Origin of the sequence: Bacillus sp. B28, from assembly GCF_029536185.1 — a bacterium.
Classification (GTDB): domain Bacteria; phylum Bacillota; class Bacilli; order Bacillales; family Bacillaceae; genus Bacillus; species Bacillus halotolerans.
In genome coordinates, this window is sequence record NZ_CP120511.1 from 1058430 (window position 1) to 1074040 (window position 15611).

General features: G+C 44.3%; 17 protein-coding genes. 7 read left to right on the forward strand and 10 right to left on the reverse strand.

Annotated features, from left to right (window positions below; translation table 11 throughout):
- Positions 1-80 precede the first annotated feature (80 nt).
- Positions 81-1208: an NAD(P)/FAD-dependent oxidoreductase gene (locus P3L57_RS05160; protein WP_069486310.1), complete on the forward strand. Its 1128-nt coding sequence runs from the start codon at positions 81-83 to the stop codon at positions 1206-1208.
- A 24-nt stretch (positions 1209-1232) separates the two neighbouring features.
- On the opposite strand, the gene P3L57_RS05165 is transcribed toward P3L57_RS05160, so the two are convergent.
- The 3 genes from P3L57_RS05165 to P3L57_RS05175 form a co-directional block, all read right to left on the reverse strand.
- Positions 1233-2132 carry an NAD-dependent epimerase/dehydratase family protein gene (locus P3L57_RS05165; protein ID WP_044156596.1) on the reverse strand — a complete coding sequence of 300 codons (900 nt, stop codon included), beginning with the start codon at positions 2130-2132 and terminating at the stop codon, positions 1233-1235.
- 178 nt (positions 2133-2310) lie between these two features.
- Positions 2311-3645, reverse strand: coding sequence for a hemolysin family protein (locus tag P3L57_RS05170; protein ID WP_044156594.1), 1335 nt, complete (start codon positions 3643-3645; stop codon positions 2311-2313).
- A 58-nt stretch (positions 3646-3703) separates the two neighbouring features.
- A complete protein-coding gene (locus P3L57_RS05175; protein WP_059293210.1) occupies positions 3704-4135 on the reverse strand; it encodes a Cu(I)-responsive transcriptional regulator in 432 nt (143 codons plus the stop codon).
- A 157-nt stretch (positions 4136-4292) separates the two neighbouring features.
- Here P3L57_RS05175 and P3L57_RS05180 point away from each other — a divergent pair, with 157 nt between their 5' ends.
- Complete coding sequence (locus tag P3L57_RS05180; RefSeq protein ID WP_069486311.1) at positions 4293-5474, forward strand: pyridoxal phosphate-dependent aminotransferase; 1182 nt, start codon at positions 4293-4295, stop codon at positions 5472-5474.
- A gap of 47 nt (positions 5475-5521) precedes the next feature.
- On the opposite strand, the gene P3L57_RS05185 is transcribed toward P3L57_RS05180, so the two are convergent.
- Positions 5522-5731, reverse strand: coding sequence for a hypothetical protein (locus tag P3L57_RS05185; protein WP_139127430.1), 210 nt, complete (start codon positions 5729-5731; stop codon positions 5522-5524).
- A 376-nt stretch (positions 5732-6107) separates the two neighbouring features.
- On the opposite strand from P3L57_RS05185, the gene P3L57_RS05190 reads away from it, so the two are divergent.
- Positions 6108-7493, forward strand: a complete 1386-nt coding sequence (locus tag P3L57_RS05190; RefSeq protein ID WP_069486313.1) for a hemolysin family protein — start codon at positions 6108-6110, stop codon at positions 7491-7493.
- A gap of 13 nt (positions 7494-7506) precedes the next feature.
- On the opposite strand, the gene crcB is transcribed toward P3L57_RS05190, so the two are convergent.
- Genes crcB through P3L57_RS05205 form a run of 3 tightly spaced genes read right to left on the reverse strand, consistent with a single transcriptional unit; the run spans position 7507 to position 8973 of the window.
- Positions 7507-7863 (reverse strand): fluoride efflux transporter CrcB, encoded by a 357-nt coding sequence (gene crcB, locus P3L57_RS05195; RefSeq protein WP_044156777.1) that lies wholly within the window; start codon positions 7861-7863, stop codon positions 7507-7509.
- Positions 7863-8255, reverse strand: a complete 393-nt coding sequence (locus tag P3L57_RS05200) for a fluoride efflux transporter FluC (protein ID WP_044156591.1) — start codon at positions 8253-8255, stop codon at positions 7863-7865. The genes crcB and P3L57_RS05200 overlap by 1 nt, the downstream gene beginning before the upstream one ends.
- Complete coding sequence (locus P3L57_RS05205) at positions 8248-8973, reverse strand: glycerophosphodiester phosphodiesterase (protein ID WP_024120746.1); 726 nt, start codon at positions 8971-8973, stop codon at positions 8248-8250. The genes P3L57_RS05200 and P3L57_RS05205 overlap by 8 nt, the downstream gene beginning before the upstream one ends.
- 234 nt (positions 8974-9207) lie before the next feature.
- Here P3L57_RS05205 and P3L57_RS05210 point away from each other — a divergent pair, with 234 nt between their 5' ends.
- From P3L57_RS05210 to P3L57_RS05220, 3 genes are all read left to right on the forward strand, one after another.
- Positions 9208-9315, forward strand: coding sequence for a YhdX family protein (locus tag P3L57_RS05210; protein ID WP_024120747.1), 108 nt, complete (start codon positions 9208-9210; stop codon positions 9313-9315).
- Positions 9316-9464: 149 nt separating this feature from the next.
- Positions 9465-10580 carry a mechanosensitive ion channel family protein gene (locus tag P3L57_RS05215; RefSeq protein WP_044156590.1) on the forward strand — a complete coding sequence of 372 codons (1116 nt, stop codon included), beginning with the start codon at positions 9465-9467 and terminating at the stop codon, positions 10578-10580.
- 81 nt (positions 10581-10661) lie between these two features.
- Positions 10662-11405, forward strand: coding sequence for an NAD-dependent protein deacylase (locus P3L57_RS05220; protein WP_069486314.1), 744 nt, complete (start codon positions 10662-10664; stop codon positions 11403-11405).
- Between the two features lie 25 nt (positions 11406-11430).
- On the opposite strand, the gene P3L57_RS05225 is transcribed toward P3L57_RS05220, so the two are convergent.
- Entirely contained in the window at positions 11431-12279 is an 849-nt protein-coding gene (locus P3L57_RS05225; RefSeq protein ID WP_024120750.1) for a polysaccharide deacetylase family protein, read from the reverse strand.
- Between the two features lie 282 nt (positions 12280-12561).
- On the opposite strand from P3L57_RS05225, the gene dat reads away from it, so the two are divergent.
- Positions 12562-13413 (forward strand): D-amino-acid transaminase, encoded by an 852-nt coding sequence (dat, locus tag P3L57_RS05230; RefSeq protein ID WP_024120751.1) that lies wholly within the window; start codon positions 12562-12564, stop codon positions 13411-13413.
- Between the two features lie 37 nt (positions 13414-13450).
- Here the strand turns inward: dat and nhaC are convergent, their stop codons facing one another.
- Together nhaC and P3L57_RS05240 are read right to left on the reverse strand one after the other, a co-directional pair.
- A complete protein-coding gene (gene nhaC / locus P3L57_RS05235; RefSeq protein ID WP_069486315.1) occupies positions 13451-14812 on the reverse strand; it encodes a Na+/H+ antiporter NhaC in 1362 nt (453 codons plus the stop codon).
- Positions 14813-14937: 125 nt separating this feature from the next.
- Entirely contained in the window at positions 14938-15438 is a 501-nt protein-coding gene (locus tag P3L57_RS05240) for a universal stress protein (RefSeq protein WP_059293132.1), read from the reverse strand.
- Positions 15439-15611: the final 173 nt, after the last annotated feature.

Consider the following 15611-nt stretch of genomic DNA (forward strand, 5'->3'; position numbering starts at 1 on the left):
CCATTTCCCGATTGTTTATAATTTCCTGGTCCATTAGCTATACTAAATGAGGTATTGATCATTGGGAAAGGTTACGAATCATGAAAAAAATTATAATAGTCGGGGCTGGAATTTTGGGAGCATCAACAGCATATCAGCTAGCCAAAATGGGTGCAGAGGTTCTGGTTATAGATCGGAAAGATAAGGGCCAGGCCACCCATGCAGCGAAAGGCATTATCTGTCCATGGCTGTCTCCTCGCCGTGATCAGGCTTGGTACCGGCTGGCAAAGGACGGAGCGCGCTTTTATCCTCGGTTCATAGAAGAACTTAGAAAAGAAGGCGAGACGGACATTGGTTATGCTCAAGTCGGTGCTCTCAGTATTCATCACGATAAAGAAAAGATAGAAAAGATCGAAAAACGTGTGCGGGAGCGTAAACAAGCTGCCGCGGAAATTGGTGAGATTACCTTTCTTCATGAAAACCAAACCGCTGATTTGTTTCCTCTGCTGGCTGAACGGTACCATTCTGTTCATATAAGCGGAGCCGCCCGCGTGGATGGAGAAGTGCTGCGAGATACATTATTGAGATCTGCTCGAAGAAACGGCGCAGTCATTTTAAAAGGCGATGCTGCGCTTCGACATCATTCGAATCATGTCACAGGCGTAACTGTCGGTAATGAAATCTATTCTTCTGACGAGGTTATTGTTTGTGCCGGTGTTTGGGCAGACCAATTGTTAGCGCCTTTGGGAATTCGCTTCAAAGTAAGTGTGCAAAAAGCGCAAATTGTGTATGTGCAGGTGCCGAATGTAAATCATATCGACAGCTGGCCTGCAGTGATGCCGCCTTCCAAAGAATATCTTTTAGCTTATCATGACAATAGAATAGCGATCGGTGCGACACGTGAAGATGAGATAGGCGGACGTGATGTACGGATAACGGCTGGCGGGCTGCAGGAACTTCTGAGCAAAGGATTAGAAATGGCTCCCGGCTTAGCAAACAGCACCTTTCAAGAGGCAAGAGTCGGCTTACGCCCCTTTACACCAGGAGATGTGCCGGTGATCGGATCTCTTCCCGGCTGGAATGGGATCATAGTGGCAAACGGCCTTGGATCGTCTGGTTTAACAATGGGCCCCTATATGGGGGAGCAGTTGGCGAAGATGGCCCTCAAAATGGATTTGGATATCAATTTAGATGATTATGATATAAAAAAAGCAGCAGGAGTCCGGTGATCGCCTGCTGCTTTTTTGTGATGTTTATATTTTTGATAATGATAGCTGATCCTCTGGCAGTGCTTTAAGAGAGCCGTCATTATTTAATACAGAACGCCATGTATAACGCGGTTCATAGCCAAGGACCTTTTTGGCTTTATCGATTGCCATCAGCGTTTCATATCCTTTTATATCTCTCTTTAAAGATACATCGGGGAAAAATCGTTTTACTAAGTCTTCACTCGGCTCTTTCATGATGGTATCGGGTGCAGTAATATGGAAGACGTCATTTCCGAGATTGTTTTTTTCGAGTGCTAGAAGGCAAGCATGTGCAGCATCCCTGACATCACAATACGCCCATGCATTTTTCTTTTGAATATCCTTTTGCTGCTCGTTCCAGTGCATGCCTGGGATTTTTTCGTACTCATCAGGCTCATATATATTCGCAAAGCGGAGAGTGACAATTTGTGTATTGATCAGCTTTGAATACATATCTGAGAGGATTTCGGTCAGCCGTTTTGCCATCGCATAAGATGACTTTACGATCGTTGGATGCTCCTCGTCTACGGGAAGGTAACTGAGCTCGTCCGGCACAAATGGATATCCCAGCACCGTTTCACTTGAAGCCCACACAAGCTTACGGATTTTAAAATCTTTACAGGCTTCCAGGATATTGAAATTAACAAGCATATTATTTTCAAATATCGCCTGTGATGTATTCCTGACATCTGTAGGGATATTCCCAAGGTGAATCACAGCGTCACTGCCCATAATTAGCTGACATACCTGACCGTAATCCCGTAAATCAGCTTGAATAAATTTTTTCGATGCGGATTCTTCTTTTAATACTCTGTCTGATGCTGTCACATCATGGCCGGCCTCTAATATTGTTCTGACAGCCCAGCGTCCGATTTTACCTGCTGCTCCAGTTACGACAACTTTCATGTTTTCGCTCCTTTTCGATAATCATGCAGAGATGTTCGTTTTTTCTCGCAGTTGCACCTTTTTAGAGTTCCCGCGGATGACCGATTTATTAGCAGCAGTTTTCAGAAAAGAGGTATGATCACGTCAAAAACGAACCAGAATAAAAAAAGACACCTCAATAAAGGGTGTCTTTTTCAAATTATGCTTCTTTCGACTCGCCAACTTCTATCAGCTCTTCTGCTGCGAGCTTTTTCACTTCAATATAAGCGACGTGGTGGCCGTCAATTTCATTAATAATAAATTCACAGCCTTCTTCGATAATTGAATCGTTCTTTTCAACATCGTATTTCTGAGTAAGGAACCAGCCGCCGATTGTATCAACTTCTTCATTCTCTAAATGAATGCCGAGCAGGTCGTTCACTTGGTCGATCAAGACTTTACCGTCCAGCATGTAATGGCCTTCGCCGATTTTGCGGATTTCGCTGATTTCATCAATATCAAACTCATCGCGGATTTCGCCAACGATTTCTTCAATAATGTCCTCTACGGTCACCAGTCCGGCAGTTCCGCCGTATTCATCTGACAGGATTGCCATGTGGACTCTTTCTTTTTGCATTTTGACAAGCAAATCATGGATCGGCGCAGATTCAATCACATGAATGATCGGATTCACGAATTGAGAGATGGTGGAATCAACAGAAACCTCGCCGCTGATGCAGGCGGTCAGCACCTCTTTAATATTAATAACCCCGATAATATTATCTTTATCGCCCTCTTCTACAGGGTATCGGGTATATTTTTCAATTTGAATGATTTCCATCATGTCAGCGATCGTAATATCGTGCGGCAGGCTGACAATTTCGGTTCTTGGAATCATAATTTCTTTCGCGAGCCTGTCGTCAAATTCAAATATCTTATTCACGTATTTAAATTCTGATTGGTTGATTTCTCCGCTTTTATAGCTTTCGGATAAGATAATCCGCAATTCTTCTTCGGAGTGAGCCAGTTCATTTTCAGAAACGGTCTCCAAGCCGAAAGCTTTCGTCAATAATCGTGCTGAGTTGTTTAGCACCCAAATAAATGGGAACATAATGCGGTAGAACCAAATCAGCGGTTTGGCAAACAGCATGGACACTGCTTCAGCTTTCTGAATTGCGACCGTCTTAGGCGCCAATTCTCCCACAACGACGTGCAGGAAAGTAATGATGGCGTAGGCAAGGATGAATGAGATGACGTGAGACAGTGAACCTGGCATGTTCATCTGTACGAAAAGCGGGTGAAGAAGCCTTTCAATCGTCGATTCGCCTAAAACCCCTAATCCAATCGAAGTCAATGTAATTCCCAGCTGACACGCTGATAAATATTCATCAAGGTGCGTGGTCACTTTTTTTGCGGCAATGGCTGATTTATTTCCTTCCGCGATCAACTGATCAATCCGTGAGCCTCTGATCCTGATAATAGCAAACTCAGATGCTACGAAAAATGCCGTCAGCGCGATTAAAACGGCGACTAAAATCAAATTAACAATATCCAATTAGAACCTTCACTCTACAATGAGAATGAAGGTAACACCTCCTGTTAGTAAAATGGTTTTAACTTAACAGCAGCATAAATGATTGGAACACGGCGAGCTTTTCGGGTGTAAGTTTGCTTTTCAGCTTGTCACGATCCTCAGGCTCCAGCCGTTCAAACCGATGCAAGATTCCGGAGATGTTTTGATTCATATAATCAATTTCAGATGCCAGATTTCCAATTTCATCACGATCTATGGCTGAAGAGGGAAACTGGTTCTCCAGTCGATCTTTAATATCGGACAGGGCCAATCGCTGCTGCTTGCAATCTACAATAAATATGAGTCGTTTAAGTGCGTTTTCATCGTAGTAACGATAATTTGAACAGGATCTGGCCGGCGTCAGCAGACCAAGATTCGTATAATAATCAACTGTTCGTTTCGTTACCCCGGCAAGTGCCGCTAGTTCACTGATACGATAAGTCTCAGCCCCATCTAAATCCCTCCCAACCATCACGTTATAGTTATGAGAATAGTTTAATATATGAAGGGTGCCTTACACAAGTTTATTGTTTTTTTGAGATGCCGGATATGGAAATTGTGGCATCCGAATTCTGTTTGAAGTAACATAGATAGATAGAATTTTCAATTTATATGTGCAGAAGGGACAGATGAGATTGGCTGGTTTATCGCGGCAAATTGAAGAGAACCTAAATAAAGGATCGTGGATTCGAAAGCTGTTCGATGAAGGAGCGAGACTGAAGAAAGAGTTCGGGAATGACCAGGTGTTTGATTTTTCAATCGGCAACCCGGTCGTTGAACCGCCTGAAGCCTTTACGAGAGCATTAATAGAAGAAGCTGAAAAAGGAAACCACGGATACATACAAAATCAGGGCCTTCCTGAAGCTAGAGAAAAAGTCGCGCAATTTCTGGCAGGCCGCTTTGCTGCCGAGTTTTCAGCTGAGCGCGTTGTCATGACAGTAGGTGCGGGCGGCGCATTGAATGTGGCATTAAAAAGTATATTAAATCCGGGAGAAGAGGTCATCATTCTCGCTCCTTATTTTGCAGAATATAAATTGTATATTGAGAACTATGGCGGGAAGGCTGTCAGCTGCCCGCTGACAGCCCGGTTCGAGATTGACATTGAAGCGGTCAGGCAGGCGATCACCCCGCAGACGAAAGGTCTCATCCTGAATACACCGCATAACCCGACGGGAACCGTACTCAGCCAGAAAAATATAGATGATCTAGGCGCTCTGTTAAAAGAGATCGAAGAGACAAACGGCCAAACCATCTATGTGCTGTTTGATGAACCGTACAGTCAGCTGATTTATGATGAAGAACTGGCAAATCCGTTTCAATCGTATCACCGTGTCATTTTGGCGAGCTCATTCAGTAAAGACCTCGGCATAGCAGGGGAGCGGCTCGGTTATATCGGCTTAGACAGCAGCATGCCGGATGCTGACCTTTTGATAAACGCTTTTGTGTACTGCAATCGAACGCTTGGATTTGTAAATGCACCTGTCATGATGCAGCGGGCTGTGGCGAGAATGGATGATTTAAGAATAGACGCAAGCGCTTATAAAGAGCGCAGGGATCTCATGGTTGATATTTTAAAGGAAGCCGGTTTTGAATTTGAAATGCCAAAAGGCGGTTTCTTCGTTTTTCCGAAGTCGCCAATTGAAGATGAAGTCGCATTTTGTGTGCATGCAGCGCAAAAGTATAAATTGTTAATTGTACCGAGCAGCGGTTTTGGGATGAAAGGGCACTTCCGTTTATCCTTCAGTGTGCCGCTGGAGCAGATCAAAAAATCACGCGACATCTTTATTGCCTTATTTAAAGATTTTTCATAGGCCATCTCAGACAAAAAGATAACAGCTATTTGAGGCTGTTATCTTTTTTATTTGTCGTATGCCCCAAGCTTTGTCCTTTTTTCAATTCCTGATTTTATCTCTCCCTTAGATAAACCGCCAAATTCAATCATAACAGCAGAGTCATCAAAATGAAGAAAAAACCATTTATGACGCAAACTAGATAAGTCAATTACTGCCCCTTGCCTGCGCTGCGTGACAGACGCATCTTTTAAGCATTCAAATGATCTAACGGTCACCAATTGTTACATCTTAAACGAGCTTTAGCTTGAAAAACAGATCAATGTCTGATATTTCAGCGAACAGCGTCTTGCCAATAGTTTTAGCATCTTAACATGTGCAGAGTCAGAGATTGAAAGGCTATATACGGATATTGAGAACCTGCTGGCCAGATGAATCAATAGTTTGTCCTATGATAAAAGTCTAAAAATTAAAAATCATTTTTGGAATGAGTTGTGTTACAATAAAATATACAATTTATAATCAAACTTTGACTTGGAGGTGGTATGATGGGGCCCTCTGCTTAGGCAACAATACACCGCGTACCTCAATGTTAAGGAAAAATGATTATATCAGGAGGTGACTCCTTATCCTTTAATGAGGGGATAAGGTTAAATGGACGATATTGACAGTCTGATTTTAATTGGTGTGCTCATTGCTTTAACCGCATTTTTCGTCGCAAGTGAGTTTGCGATTGTTAGAGTAAGGAGATCCAAAATTGATCAGCTTATAACAGAAGGAAACAAACGGGCGATACTCGCAAAGCGTGTCATTACAGATTTGGATGAATATTTATCTGCATCCCAGCTGGGCATTACAGTGACATCAATTGGACTCGGCGTGCTGGGGGAGCCGGCATTTGAACGGCTGCTGCACCCATTGTTTGAACAGCTCGGCCTGCCGGAATCGGTTTCTCATGCAGTCTCTTTTGCGGTCGCGTACGGCTTGATTACATTTCTGCATGTTGTTGTAGGTGAACTGGCCCCGAAAACGGTCGCGATTCAAAAGGCTGAACAGCTAACCTTGCTGATAGCGGGTCCGTTGCGACTATTCTATTTGCTCCTGTTTCCGTTTATTTGGATCCTGAATGGATCGGCGCGGCTTTTATGCGGCATGTTTGGTCTAAAACCGGCGTCAGAACATGAGGGTTCTCATTCTGAAGAAGAACTCAGAATGCTGTTGTCTGAGAGTTTAAAAAACGGAGAGATTAATCCGTCTGAATATAAATATGTGAATAAGATTTTTGAATTTGATAACCGCATTGCCAAAGAAATTATGATACCGCGGAAGGAAATGGCCGCTGTATCAACAGATATGACAATGGCCGAGATGCTGGAGGTTATGCTGAAAGAAAAATACACCCGCTGGCCTGTCACAGATGGGGACAAAGACAGTGTAGTCGGCTTGGTCAATACGAAGCATTTGTTTTCTGATTTGCTGTTTATGACAGAAGAGGAAAGAATGAAAATGACGATCCATCCGTATGTGCGGCCAGTGATCGAAGTCATTGAAACAATTCCGGTTCATGATCTGCTGATTAAAATGCAGCGTGAACGCATTCATATGGCGATTTTGTCGGATGAATACGGCGGAACCTCGGGACTTGTCACGACAGAGGACATTCTTGAAGAAATTGTCGGCGAGATCAGAGATGAATTTGATGAAGACGAACAGCCGCTGATCCAAAAGCTCGGCGACCGCCATTATGTTATGGATGGAAAGGTTCGCATGGATCAGGTGAACAGCCTTCTTGGCGCATCGATTCAAGAAGACGTGGACACTATCGGCGGGCTGATATTGAAAGAAAACATTGATATTGAGGCTGGTGAATCCATTCGTATCGGATCATATACAATAAAGGTGCTGAAAATGGATGGCCGTCTGATTAAGCAAATAGATATAAAAGAAGAAATCAGCAAAACAACCGGGGTTACGGCCCACCATACGCTGCCGATGCCCGAGCCGGTCATGCTGAACAGTGCAACCTTGAGCGAGAAATAAGCTCAAGGTTTTTTTATGTCAGCAGCGTCCAGCCGCACCAAAACGCCAAGAGGGACCCGCAAAGCGTGAAGCCGATGTATAGGATGCCTTCCTTTACACGCTTGGCCAGCAAGAGCTGAACACTTTCAACGCTGAAAGTGGAAAAAGTGGTAAAGGCGCCAAAAAAGCCGGTGCCGATGATGAGTGCTGCAGATGAATTTGTCACGTGAAGCCCTGTAAAAAGACCAAGACCGAGGGCACCCAGTATATTAACGGTCAAAATGCCGACTGGAAAACGAAGGCTTTCGGTTTTAGATGTTATGACATTGCCGAGCCAAAAACGCAGCACAGCACCGAGTCCTCCCGCTGCGAAAATACCAGCTAGTGTCATCATTGCTTCCGCCCCCTTCCTATTTGAAATCGGGTTATTTGCCGTCCTGCCAAAACGCCAAAGAGGGCAAGCGCGATTCCGGATATGAATGAGGACGCCATATACAAAACAGCTAATGACGAATGGGATTGCAACAGCATGACCGTCTCTTTAGAAAATGTTGACATGGTTGTAAAGCCTCCGCAAAAACCGGTGCCTAAAAAAGCCGATAGCAAAGGCCGTTTCGCCCTAATCATAAAAAAGCCGGTCAGAACGCCTAGTAGAAGGCTGCCTGCCGCGTTCTCCAGCCAAGTTGCAGCCGGAAATATGTCATTGTTTATGCCGATGTTTAATCCGTATCGGAGACAAGCGCCAAGGGCGCCTCCGATAAAAACTGCACTATATCTATTCATGTTTTCCATCCTTTAATACGTAGTCCGGGTAGTCTGTGACAATACCGTCCACGCCCATGGCCTGCAATTTGGCTGCTGTTTTCTGATGCCTTACTGTCCATGCAAACACTTTTAATCCGTTTTTATGGGCGGAAGCGATCATGAGACGATTGAGACGTGTGTATTTGATGTTGACATAATTTGCGAAAGACTTACAGGCTTTCAGCTGATTTCTGGACAGCATGCCAAAATTCGGCCTTGTAATAACGGCTGTCGGAATCGATGGATAAAGCTCGCGGAACCTTTGGATGGAGCGGAATCCAAAGGATTGGACAATATTGTTAATAGAAAAAGAAAATTGTCCTAACAGCTGTCCCACTTCTTCTTCAATTCCGATTTGCGAAGGATGTCCCTTTAGTTCAATTAAAAGCCCGATTTTTTTATGGTAGCGCTTGAGCACGTCCTCCAGAGTTGGGATTTTTTCTCCTTGAAAAGCGGGGCCGTACCAGCTTCCTGCATCGAGTGCCTGCAGCTCCTTCAGCGTAAAATCCTTAACAAAGCCTGAACCGTTTGTTGTCCGGTCCACTCTGTCATCGTGTATAACGACAATCTGCCTGTCTTTTGTTAGCTGGACATCCAGCTCAATCATATCTGCATTCATTTCTGCCGCGAGATCAAATGCAGCAATTGTATTTTCGGGAGCGTAGCCGGATGCTCCGCGGTGGGCAATGGTGTACAAGCTTGTCAGCTCCTCATATGGGCATTTCTGTTATTGTATCAAATCCATATATGCACCGCGATACCAACTTGTGAATTTTTTTCTGTCATGTTTGAATAGTCCAAGCTGAAAACAACGTATAACTGAAACAAGAACACTCACCGTATCCGAGCATATTTCGGCAGAAAAATAGTGCTTTCGACATGTTCACAAAATAATCTGTTACTTTATAATAGCAAAAAAGGAGGCGAGATCATGGGAAAAGGGAGAATCAGAGTGGAGGAAAGAATTAAAGCCGAAACAGATGTTGAAATGCAAAAAGCAACTCTCCTTGATCAGACACAAACGAAAAAAAGTAAGTGACTGTCCCTATTGAATCTGGCTGAATGGTTAAAATGAGAAATTGCCCCGGCGCTCTGCCGGGGTTTTGTGTTTTATAAAGACATTTAGAGAAGCATTCTGCCGAATGTTTTAGTATAATAACATTCGATTGGGATAGAGGGGAGACTGCCATGCTAGATCATCTGCAGCAATATTTCACGCTAGATAAAATTATACAAACCGGCATCAGTTTGGCAATTTTGCTGTTGTTTCTTATACTAAGAAAACTGTTTACAAGATATTTCTTTAATTTGCTTTTTAATATAACAAACAAACCGAAAACCGAAATTTTTAAACAGGTGGTTGTGGCATTCGATAAGCCTGCCAGATGGTTTTTTGTTGCCTTAGGGCTGTTTTTAGCGATTCGCTATTCACCGTTTTTAGATGCACAGATGCCGCTGATCAGTAAAATATACCGCTCGCTGATTGTGGCGCTGTTGTGCTGGGGGCTTTGTAATTTGACCGCTACATCATCTTTTATTTTTCATAAAGTGAATCAGCGCTTCGAACTGGATATGGATGATATTCTGGCGCCGTTTTTGTCTAAGCTGCTCCGTTTTGTCATTATAGCGCTCAGTGTGAGCGTGATCGCACAAGAATTCAATTATGACGTCAATGGGTTTGTGGCGGGCCTTGGGCTTGGCGGATTGGCTTTTGCGCTAGCAGCGAAAGACACGATCAGCAACTTCTTTGGCGGAATCATCATTATCACTGAAAAGCCGTTTACGATCGGTGATTGGGTGGAAACGGCGACAGTAACCGGATCAGTGGAGGATATTACCTTCAGAAGCACAAGATTCAGAACAGCGCAGGGTGCGCTTGTAACGGTGCCGAATTCCACGCTGTCGATGGAAGCCATCACGAACTGGACGAGAATGACCAAGCGTCAGATTACATTTTCCATTCATGTATCCTACGCAACGCCGATTGAGAATTTGGAACGCTGCATTCGTTCGCTCAGAAAGATGCTGCTTGAACATGAAGGCGTCGATAATGATACAATCATGGTCAACTTCGATACGTTTGCTGACAGCTATTACAATTTATTTTTCAACTTCTATACAAAAACAACGGTTTGGGCAGAGAACCTTCATGTCAGAGAGGATATCAACTACAAAATTATTGAAATCCTCGGCGCTGAAGGGGTTGAATTTGCTTATCCCGGACAAATGGTGTATGTCAACCAGAAGCACCAGCACGATCCGTTTCAAGTAAATCTCAATAAAGGGGAAAAGGAACGGGCTTAAAAAAGAAAGACTTCGTCTGTAAAGAGGCGAAGTCTTTTTCATGGTAAAATAAGAGAAAAATGACTGTAAGGCGGTGTTGAATTGGAAGCATTCAGAAACATGCTGAATGAAGCGCAGCGAATTGTCGTGCTGACCGGAGCGGGAATGAGCACAGAATCAGGCATTCCCGATTTTCGCTCAGCCGGCGGCATCTGGACTGAGGATGCCTCAAGGATGGAGGCGATGAGCCTTGATTATTTTTTAAGCTATCCGCGTCTGTTTTGGCCTAAGTTCAAAGAATTGTTTCAAATGAAAATGAGCGGGAGCTATGAACCGAATGAAGGGCATTTGCTTTTGGCAGAACTGGAGAAACAAGGGAAGCAGGTGGATATATTCACACAAAACATTGACGGCCTTCATAGAAAAGCCGGAAGCAGACATGTATACGAGCTGCATGGCTCTATTCAAACAGCGAGCTGTCTCTCATGCGGCGCCCGATATGATCTCCCTCATTTGCTGAAGCATGATGTGCCGGAGTGTACAGCGGTCGGAAATGACGGTGAGGTGTGCGGAACGGTATTAAAAACCGATGTCGTTCTGTTTGGCGATGCCGTTTTGCATTTTGACATGCTTTATGAAAAGCTGGATAAAGCCGACCTATTATTGGTGATCGGCACGTCTCTTGAGGTTGCTCCCGCCAGATTTGTGCCTGAGGATGCAAGCCGGATTCCAGGCATTAAAAAAGCCATTATTAACCTGGAGCCGACGTACTGCGACAGTTTGTTTGATTTCGTCATCCATCAAAAAATCGGAGAGTTTGCCCGAAGCTTGGGCATAAAAAAGTGAGGCCGCAGATAAGCGCCTCACTTTTTTATTCATGAACCGGAACCATTGTATCCTTTAACACACCGAAGGAATAGCCCTTTTCTTTCAGTTTATGGATTAGCACCGGCAGTGCGTTTACTGTAGCAGGAAGATCGTGCATGAGAATCACATACGGCCGATTTGAGTGGCTGTGTTCCATATTGTCAAGCTGCTGCAGTACTTCTGCTACGTATTTTGAGTTGCGGTATTTCCAGTCCATGCTGTCAATCGTCCAATCCCAGTACACAAAACCGTCTTTTTCTAGATTGCGAATTTGTGAATCTGTAAGAGACGGCTTGCTGCCATAGGGCGTTCTGACGAGATCAGTGCGATAGCCTGTAATGCTTTCCAGCGTGTCACGCGCCTGCTGCATTTCTTTTAGCGGTGATGTCGGCGTTTGATAAAACAATTTGTTATTATGCGTGACCCCGTGTAAACCGAGTGCATGCCCTTCATTTCCGGCCCTTTTAACCGCGTGTTTGAATTCGTTCATTCGCGGTGACAGCATAAAAAATGTCGCCTTTACATCAGCGCTTTTCAGTACGTCCAGCAAGCGGTTTGTAGAGGCTGACGGGCCATCATCGAAGGTTAAATAAACCGTTTTGTCCCCCATATTCTGCTCGGTCTGCAAATGCTTTATCAGCAGGCCTGGGGAGTCGTCTTTCAGCTTCAGGCTTTCCTTCTCATCACGAAGCTGGCTGTTTGTTGTGACAGTGATCTCCTTTGCTTTCGAGGAGCTGTTGGAATAACCTAAAATTACCATAAGCAAAAGCAGCACACATAAAACTGCTAAACTTGCAAATTTAAAAGCAAGCGAAACTGCAGAAGGAGAAGCGTCTCCTCTCGTTTGTCGCATATCAATCTCTCCAGTGGCATAAAATCTCTACATACCGCTGTATTGGCAACTCTGAAGGTGCCATTGTTTACAACCTATGTATTACGAATCAAGTATACAGGAATAAAACTGGAAAGAACATAGAAAAAATGTCGAAATGTCAGATTTTAAGGAAAAAATAATCTCCTTCCCAGCTATTGAGTTCTTGATCTTTCTGTTTTTCAGCTGGTTTGATATGGTAGAATGAGTGACAATGACAGCTTGATTAGACATCAGGATAAATACGAAAAAGGGAGGGCTTATATGAAGATTTTAGTCAATGGCCAACTGGTGGAGCGGAACGAGGCATCCGTTGATGTGGAAGATCGCGGTTATCAGTTTGGAGACGGAATCTATGAGGTTATCAGGGTGTATAAAGGGGTATTATTCGGCTTGCGCGAGCATGCGGAGCGTTTATTCAGAAGCGCGGGTGAGATCGGAATTTCACTGCCGTTCAGTTTAGAAGATTTAGAGTGGGACCTGCAAAAGCTTGTGCAGGAAAATGCGGTCAGCGACGGAGCGGTTTACATTCAAACCACAAGAGGGGTTGCTCCGCGAAAACACCAATATGAAGCGGGCCTTGAGCCGCAGACGACGGCCTATACATTTTCTGTTAAAAAGCCGGAACAGGAGCAGACATACGGCGTTTCAGCCATCACGGATGAGGATCTTCGCTGGCTGAGATGCGATATTAAAAGTCTGAATTTACTGTATAATGTGATGGCAAAGCAGAAAGCCTATGAAGCGGGAGCATTTGAAGGCATTTTAATAAGAGACGGAATTGTTACAGAAGGTACATCTTCTAATGTTTATGCTGTTTTAAACGGTACGGTGCGGACGCATCCGGCTAACCGAATGATTCTCAATGGGATTACACGAATGAAGATTTTGGATCTCATCGTAAAGAACGGCATAGAGCTTGATGAAAAGCCCGTTACTGAAGAAGAGCTGAGACAGGCGGAGGAAATCTTTATTTCTTCAACGACGGCAGAGATTGTTCCGGTTGTGACGCTTGATGGAAAATCAGTCGGAAGCGGAGTGCCCGGACCGGTGACAAAACAGCTGCAGGCGGCTTTTCAAGAAAGCATTCAGCAGGCAGCCCGCGTATCATTTTAATGTTAAAAAAGAGCCCGCTTTGCAAGCGGCGCTCTTTTTATTTTTTTACAAATCCAACTAAAATCGAGATGATCGGCGATATATAGAGGAAGAACGTAAATGGGATATAGTCAATGACGGGAACACCAAGCGCGGTTGCCATAAAAGCCCCGCTGACTCCCCAAGGGATCAATGGATTAATCAATGTTCCGCCGTCCTCTAATGATCTTGATAAAAACTTCCGCTGAATGTTTTGTTTGTCATATAAGGATTTATATGACTGTCCCGGTATTAATATAGATAAATACTGTTCGCCTGTTGCAAGATTGACACCGATACTGGAGCAGACAGTTGCTGCAATGAGACTGCCTTTTGAACGGATTCCTTTCATCACACCCTCCAATAGTGCGGAGATCAGGCCGATTTTCTCCATTAAACCGCCGAGTGCAAAAGCGATCATAATAAGAGAAACTGAGCCCATCATGGATTGCAGCCCGCCTCTGTTGATGATTTTAGCGGCTGCCTCATTGTCAGTTTCGAACATGGTGCCATTTTGCAGGGCTGACATAAAAGCCTGAATGCTGCTGTCGGGAACGAAAATGGCAGTCAAAATTCCCGAGGAAATAATACCGGCAGTCAGAACGGGAATAACGGAAACGCGCTTAATCGCCAGCAAAACAACTAAGAGCGGAGAAAGAAGCGCCCACGGTGTGACGTTTGCTGCATCTTTTATTCCGGCAATAACATGTGCAATATCATCTGTTGAAGCAGCGTCTGCTGAGACTGATAAACCAAGAAAGTAAAAAAGGACAACGGTGATCAGCAAGGCGGGAATAGTTGTGCCCATCATGTGGCGAATGTGTTCAAAGATAGATATTTCGCCTATACCCGCAGCGAAATTTGTTGTATCCGACATCGGTGACATTTTATCACCAAAGCAGGCTCCGCAAATGACTGCCCCCGCCGTCCATTCGAGCGGAACGCCCGCCGCGCTCGCCACGCCGATCAGTGCCACGCCAATTGTGCTTACAGTTGTCAGGCTTGAGCCGACTAGCGTGCTGATGATCATGCAGGAAAACAAAGCAGTCAACAGAAGATGGCTCGGTTCAATAAAGGACAAAGCATAAACTGTCACGGACGGTATGGCGCCGCTGTACATCCAAGCGCCGATTAAGATACCGATCAGTGCCAGAACAATGATCGGCTGCACACCGTTTTTAATCCCGTTTACAATTCCTTTTTCAAGGCTGTTCCAGGAAAAACCGTACCATAAACCGGCTGCTGAAAGCAGGACAACACATAGGAACAGCGGGATATGCGGTTCTGTATGAAGAAAAAATAAGCAGGAGATAATGACTCCTAACATGAATATAAATAAACCGACGGCTAACGGAAACGTCAGCTTCTTTTGAGAATCCAAAACAACACCCCATCATTTTCTTTAATGCTTTTGTGCTTTTGGGCACGAAAGCATTATATCAGAAAAAAACGAAAATCCGTGTTTTTTCACAATTATGAATATAAAAAAGCGAGCACGTGGCGTGCTCACTTTACGATCAGAACCGGTATATCTGATTTCGCCGAAAGCTTTTCACTTACACTTCCAAACAAAAGTTTCTTCAGTCTGTTTTGGTCTCTGCTTCCGGTTACAATCAGATCGGCTGAAACCCGGTTGGCATGCTCGATAATTGATTCAGCCGGATCACCTTCCAATATATCGATATCTCCCTCTGTCTGCTGATCATTCAGCATCATTCTGGCTTCGGCGATGACTTCTTCCGTACGGTCTTCATAAATCATTGGCTCCGGTGGTGCAACATCTGATATCAGCGGGTCAGGAACACTTGTCATGCCTCCGCCAATATAGCTTGCCCCTGCTGCGGGCCTCGGCGGGTCGATGATGGTCTGGTTGTCTTTCATATCATGTGAATGGGCGACTGTAATGGCTGCATTTACCGTTTTCGCAAGATCAATGGCAGTCTGAAGCGCTTTCTTACTGTTTTCACTTCCGTCAAACGCAACAATAATACGGTCAGCATGAAACATCATTCTCACCCTTTCAAAAAACGTCGTACAATACAATACCCGACATCATATCTATTTAATCTTTTCTCTGTTCAAGTAATGATTGACAAAAAAAGGTTTTGTTTATATTATGAAAAAAGAGTGAAAAATCAGAATGAATGGAGGGTTTGCTATGCCAAGGAATGATATGTCTT

What these genes read in the sequence shown, in the direction of transcription:
- crcB (WP_044156777.1), bottom strand. Translation starts at nt 7,863, where the DNA reads ATGACACTAGCTGGTATTTTCGCAGCGGGAGGACTCGGTGCTGTGCTG.
- P3L57_RS05165 (WP_044156596.1), bottom strand. Translation starts at nt 2,132, where the DNA reads ATGAAAGTTGTCGTAACTGGAGCAGCAGGTAAAATCGGACGCTGGGCT.
- P3L57_RS05200 (WP_044156591.1), bottom strand. Translation starts at nt 8,255, where the DNA reads ATGAATAGATATAGTGCAGTTTTTATCGGAGGCGCCCTTGGCGCTTGT.
- P3L57_RS05175 (WP_059293210.1), bottom strand. Translation starts at nt 4,135, where the DNA reads ATGGTTGGGAGGGATTTAGATGGGGCTGAGACTTATCGTATCAGTGAA.
- P3L57_RS05210 (WP_024120747.1), top strand. Translation starts at nt 9,208, where the DNA reads ATGGGAAAAGGGAGAATCAGAGTGGAGGAAAGAATTAAAGCCGAAACA.
- dat (WP_024120751.1), top strand. Translation starts at nt 12,562, where the DNA reads ATGAAGATTTTAGTCAATGGCCAACTGGTGGAGCGGAACGAGGCATCC.
- P3L57_RS05160 (WP_069486310.1), top strand. Translation starts at nt 81, where the DNA reads ATGAAAAAAATTATAATAGTCGGGGCTGGAATTTTGGGAGCATCAACA.
- P3L57_RS05190 (WP_069486313.1), top strand. Translation starts at nt 6,108, where the DNA reads ATGGACGATATTGACAGTCTGATTTTAATTGGTGTGCTCATTGCTTTA.
- P3L57_RS05240 (WP_059293132.1), bottom strand. Translation starts at nt 15,438, where the DNA reads ATGTTTCATGCTGACCGTATTATTGTTGCGTTTGACGGAAGTGAAAAC.
- P3L57_RS05215 (WP_044156590.1), top strand. Translation starts at nt 9,465, where the DNA reads ATGCTAGATCATCTGCAGCAATATTTCACGCTAGATAAAATTATACAA.
- P3L57_RS05180 (WP_069486311.1), top strand. Translation starts at nt 4,293, where the DNA reads ATGAGATTGGCTGGTTTATCGCGGCAAATTGAAGAGAACCTAAATAAA.
- P3L57_RS05225 (WP_024120750.1), bottom strand. Translation starts at nt 12,279, where the DNA reads ATGCGACAAACGAGAGGAGACGCTTCTCCTTCTGCAGTTTCGCTTGCT.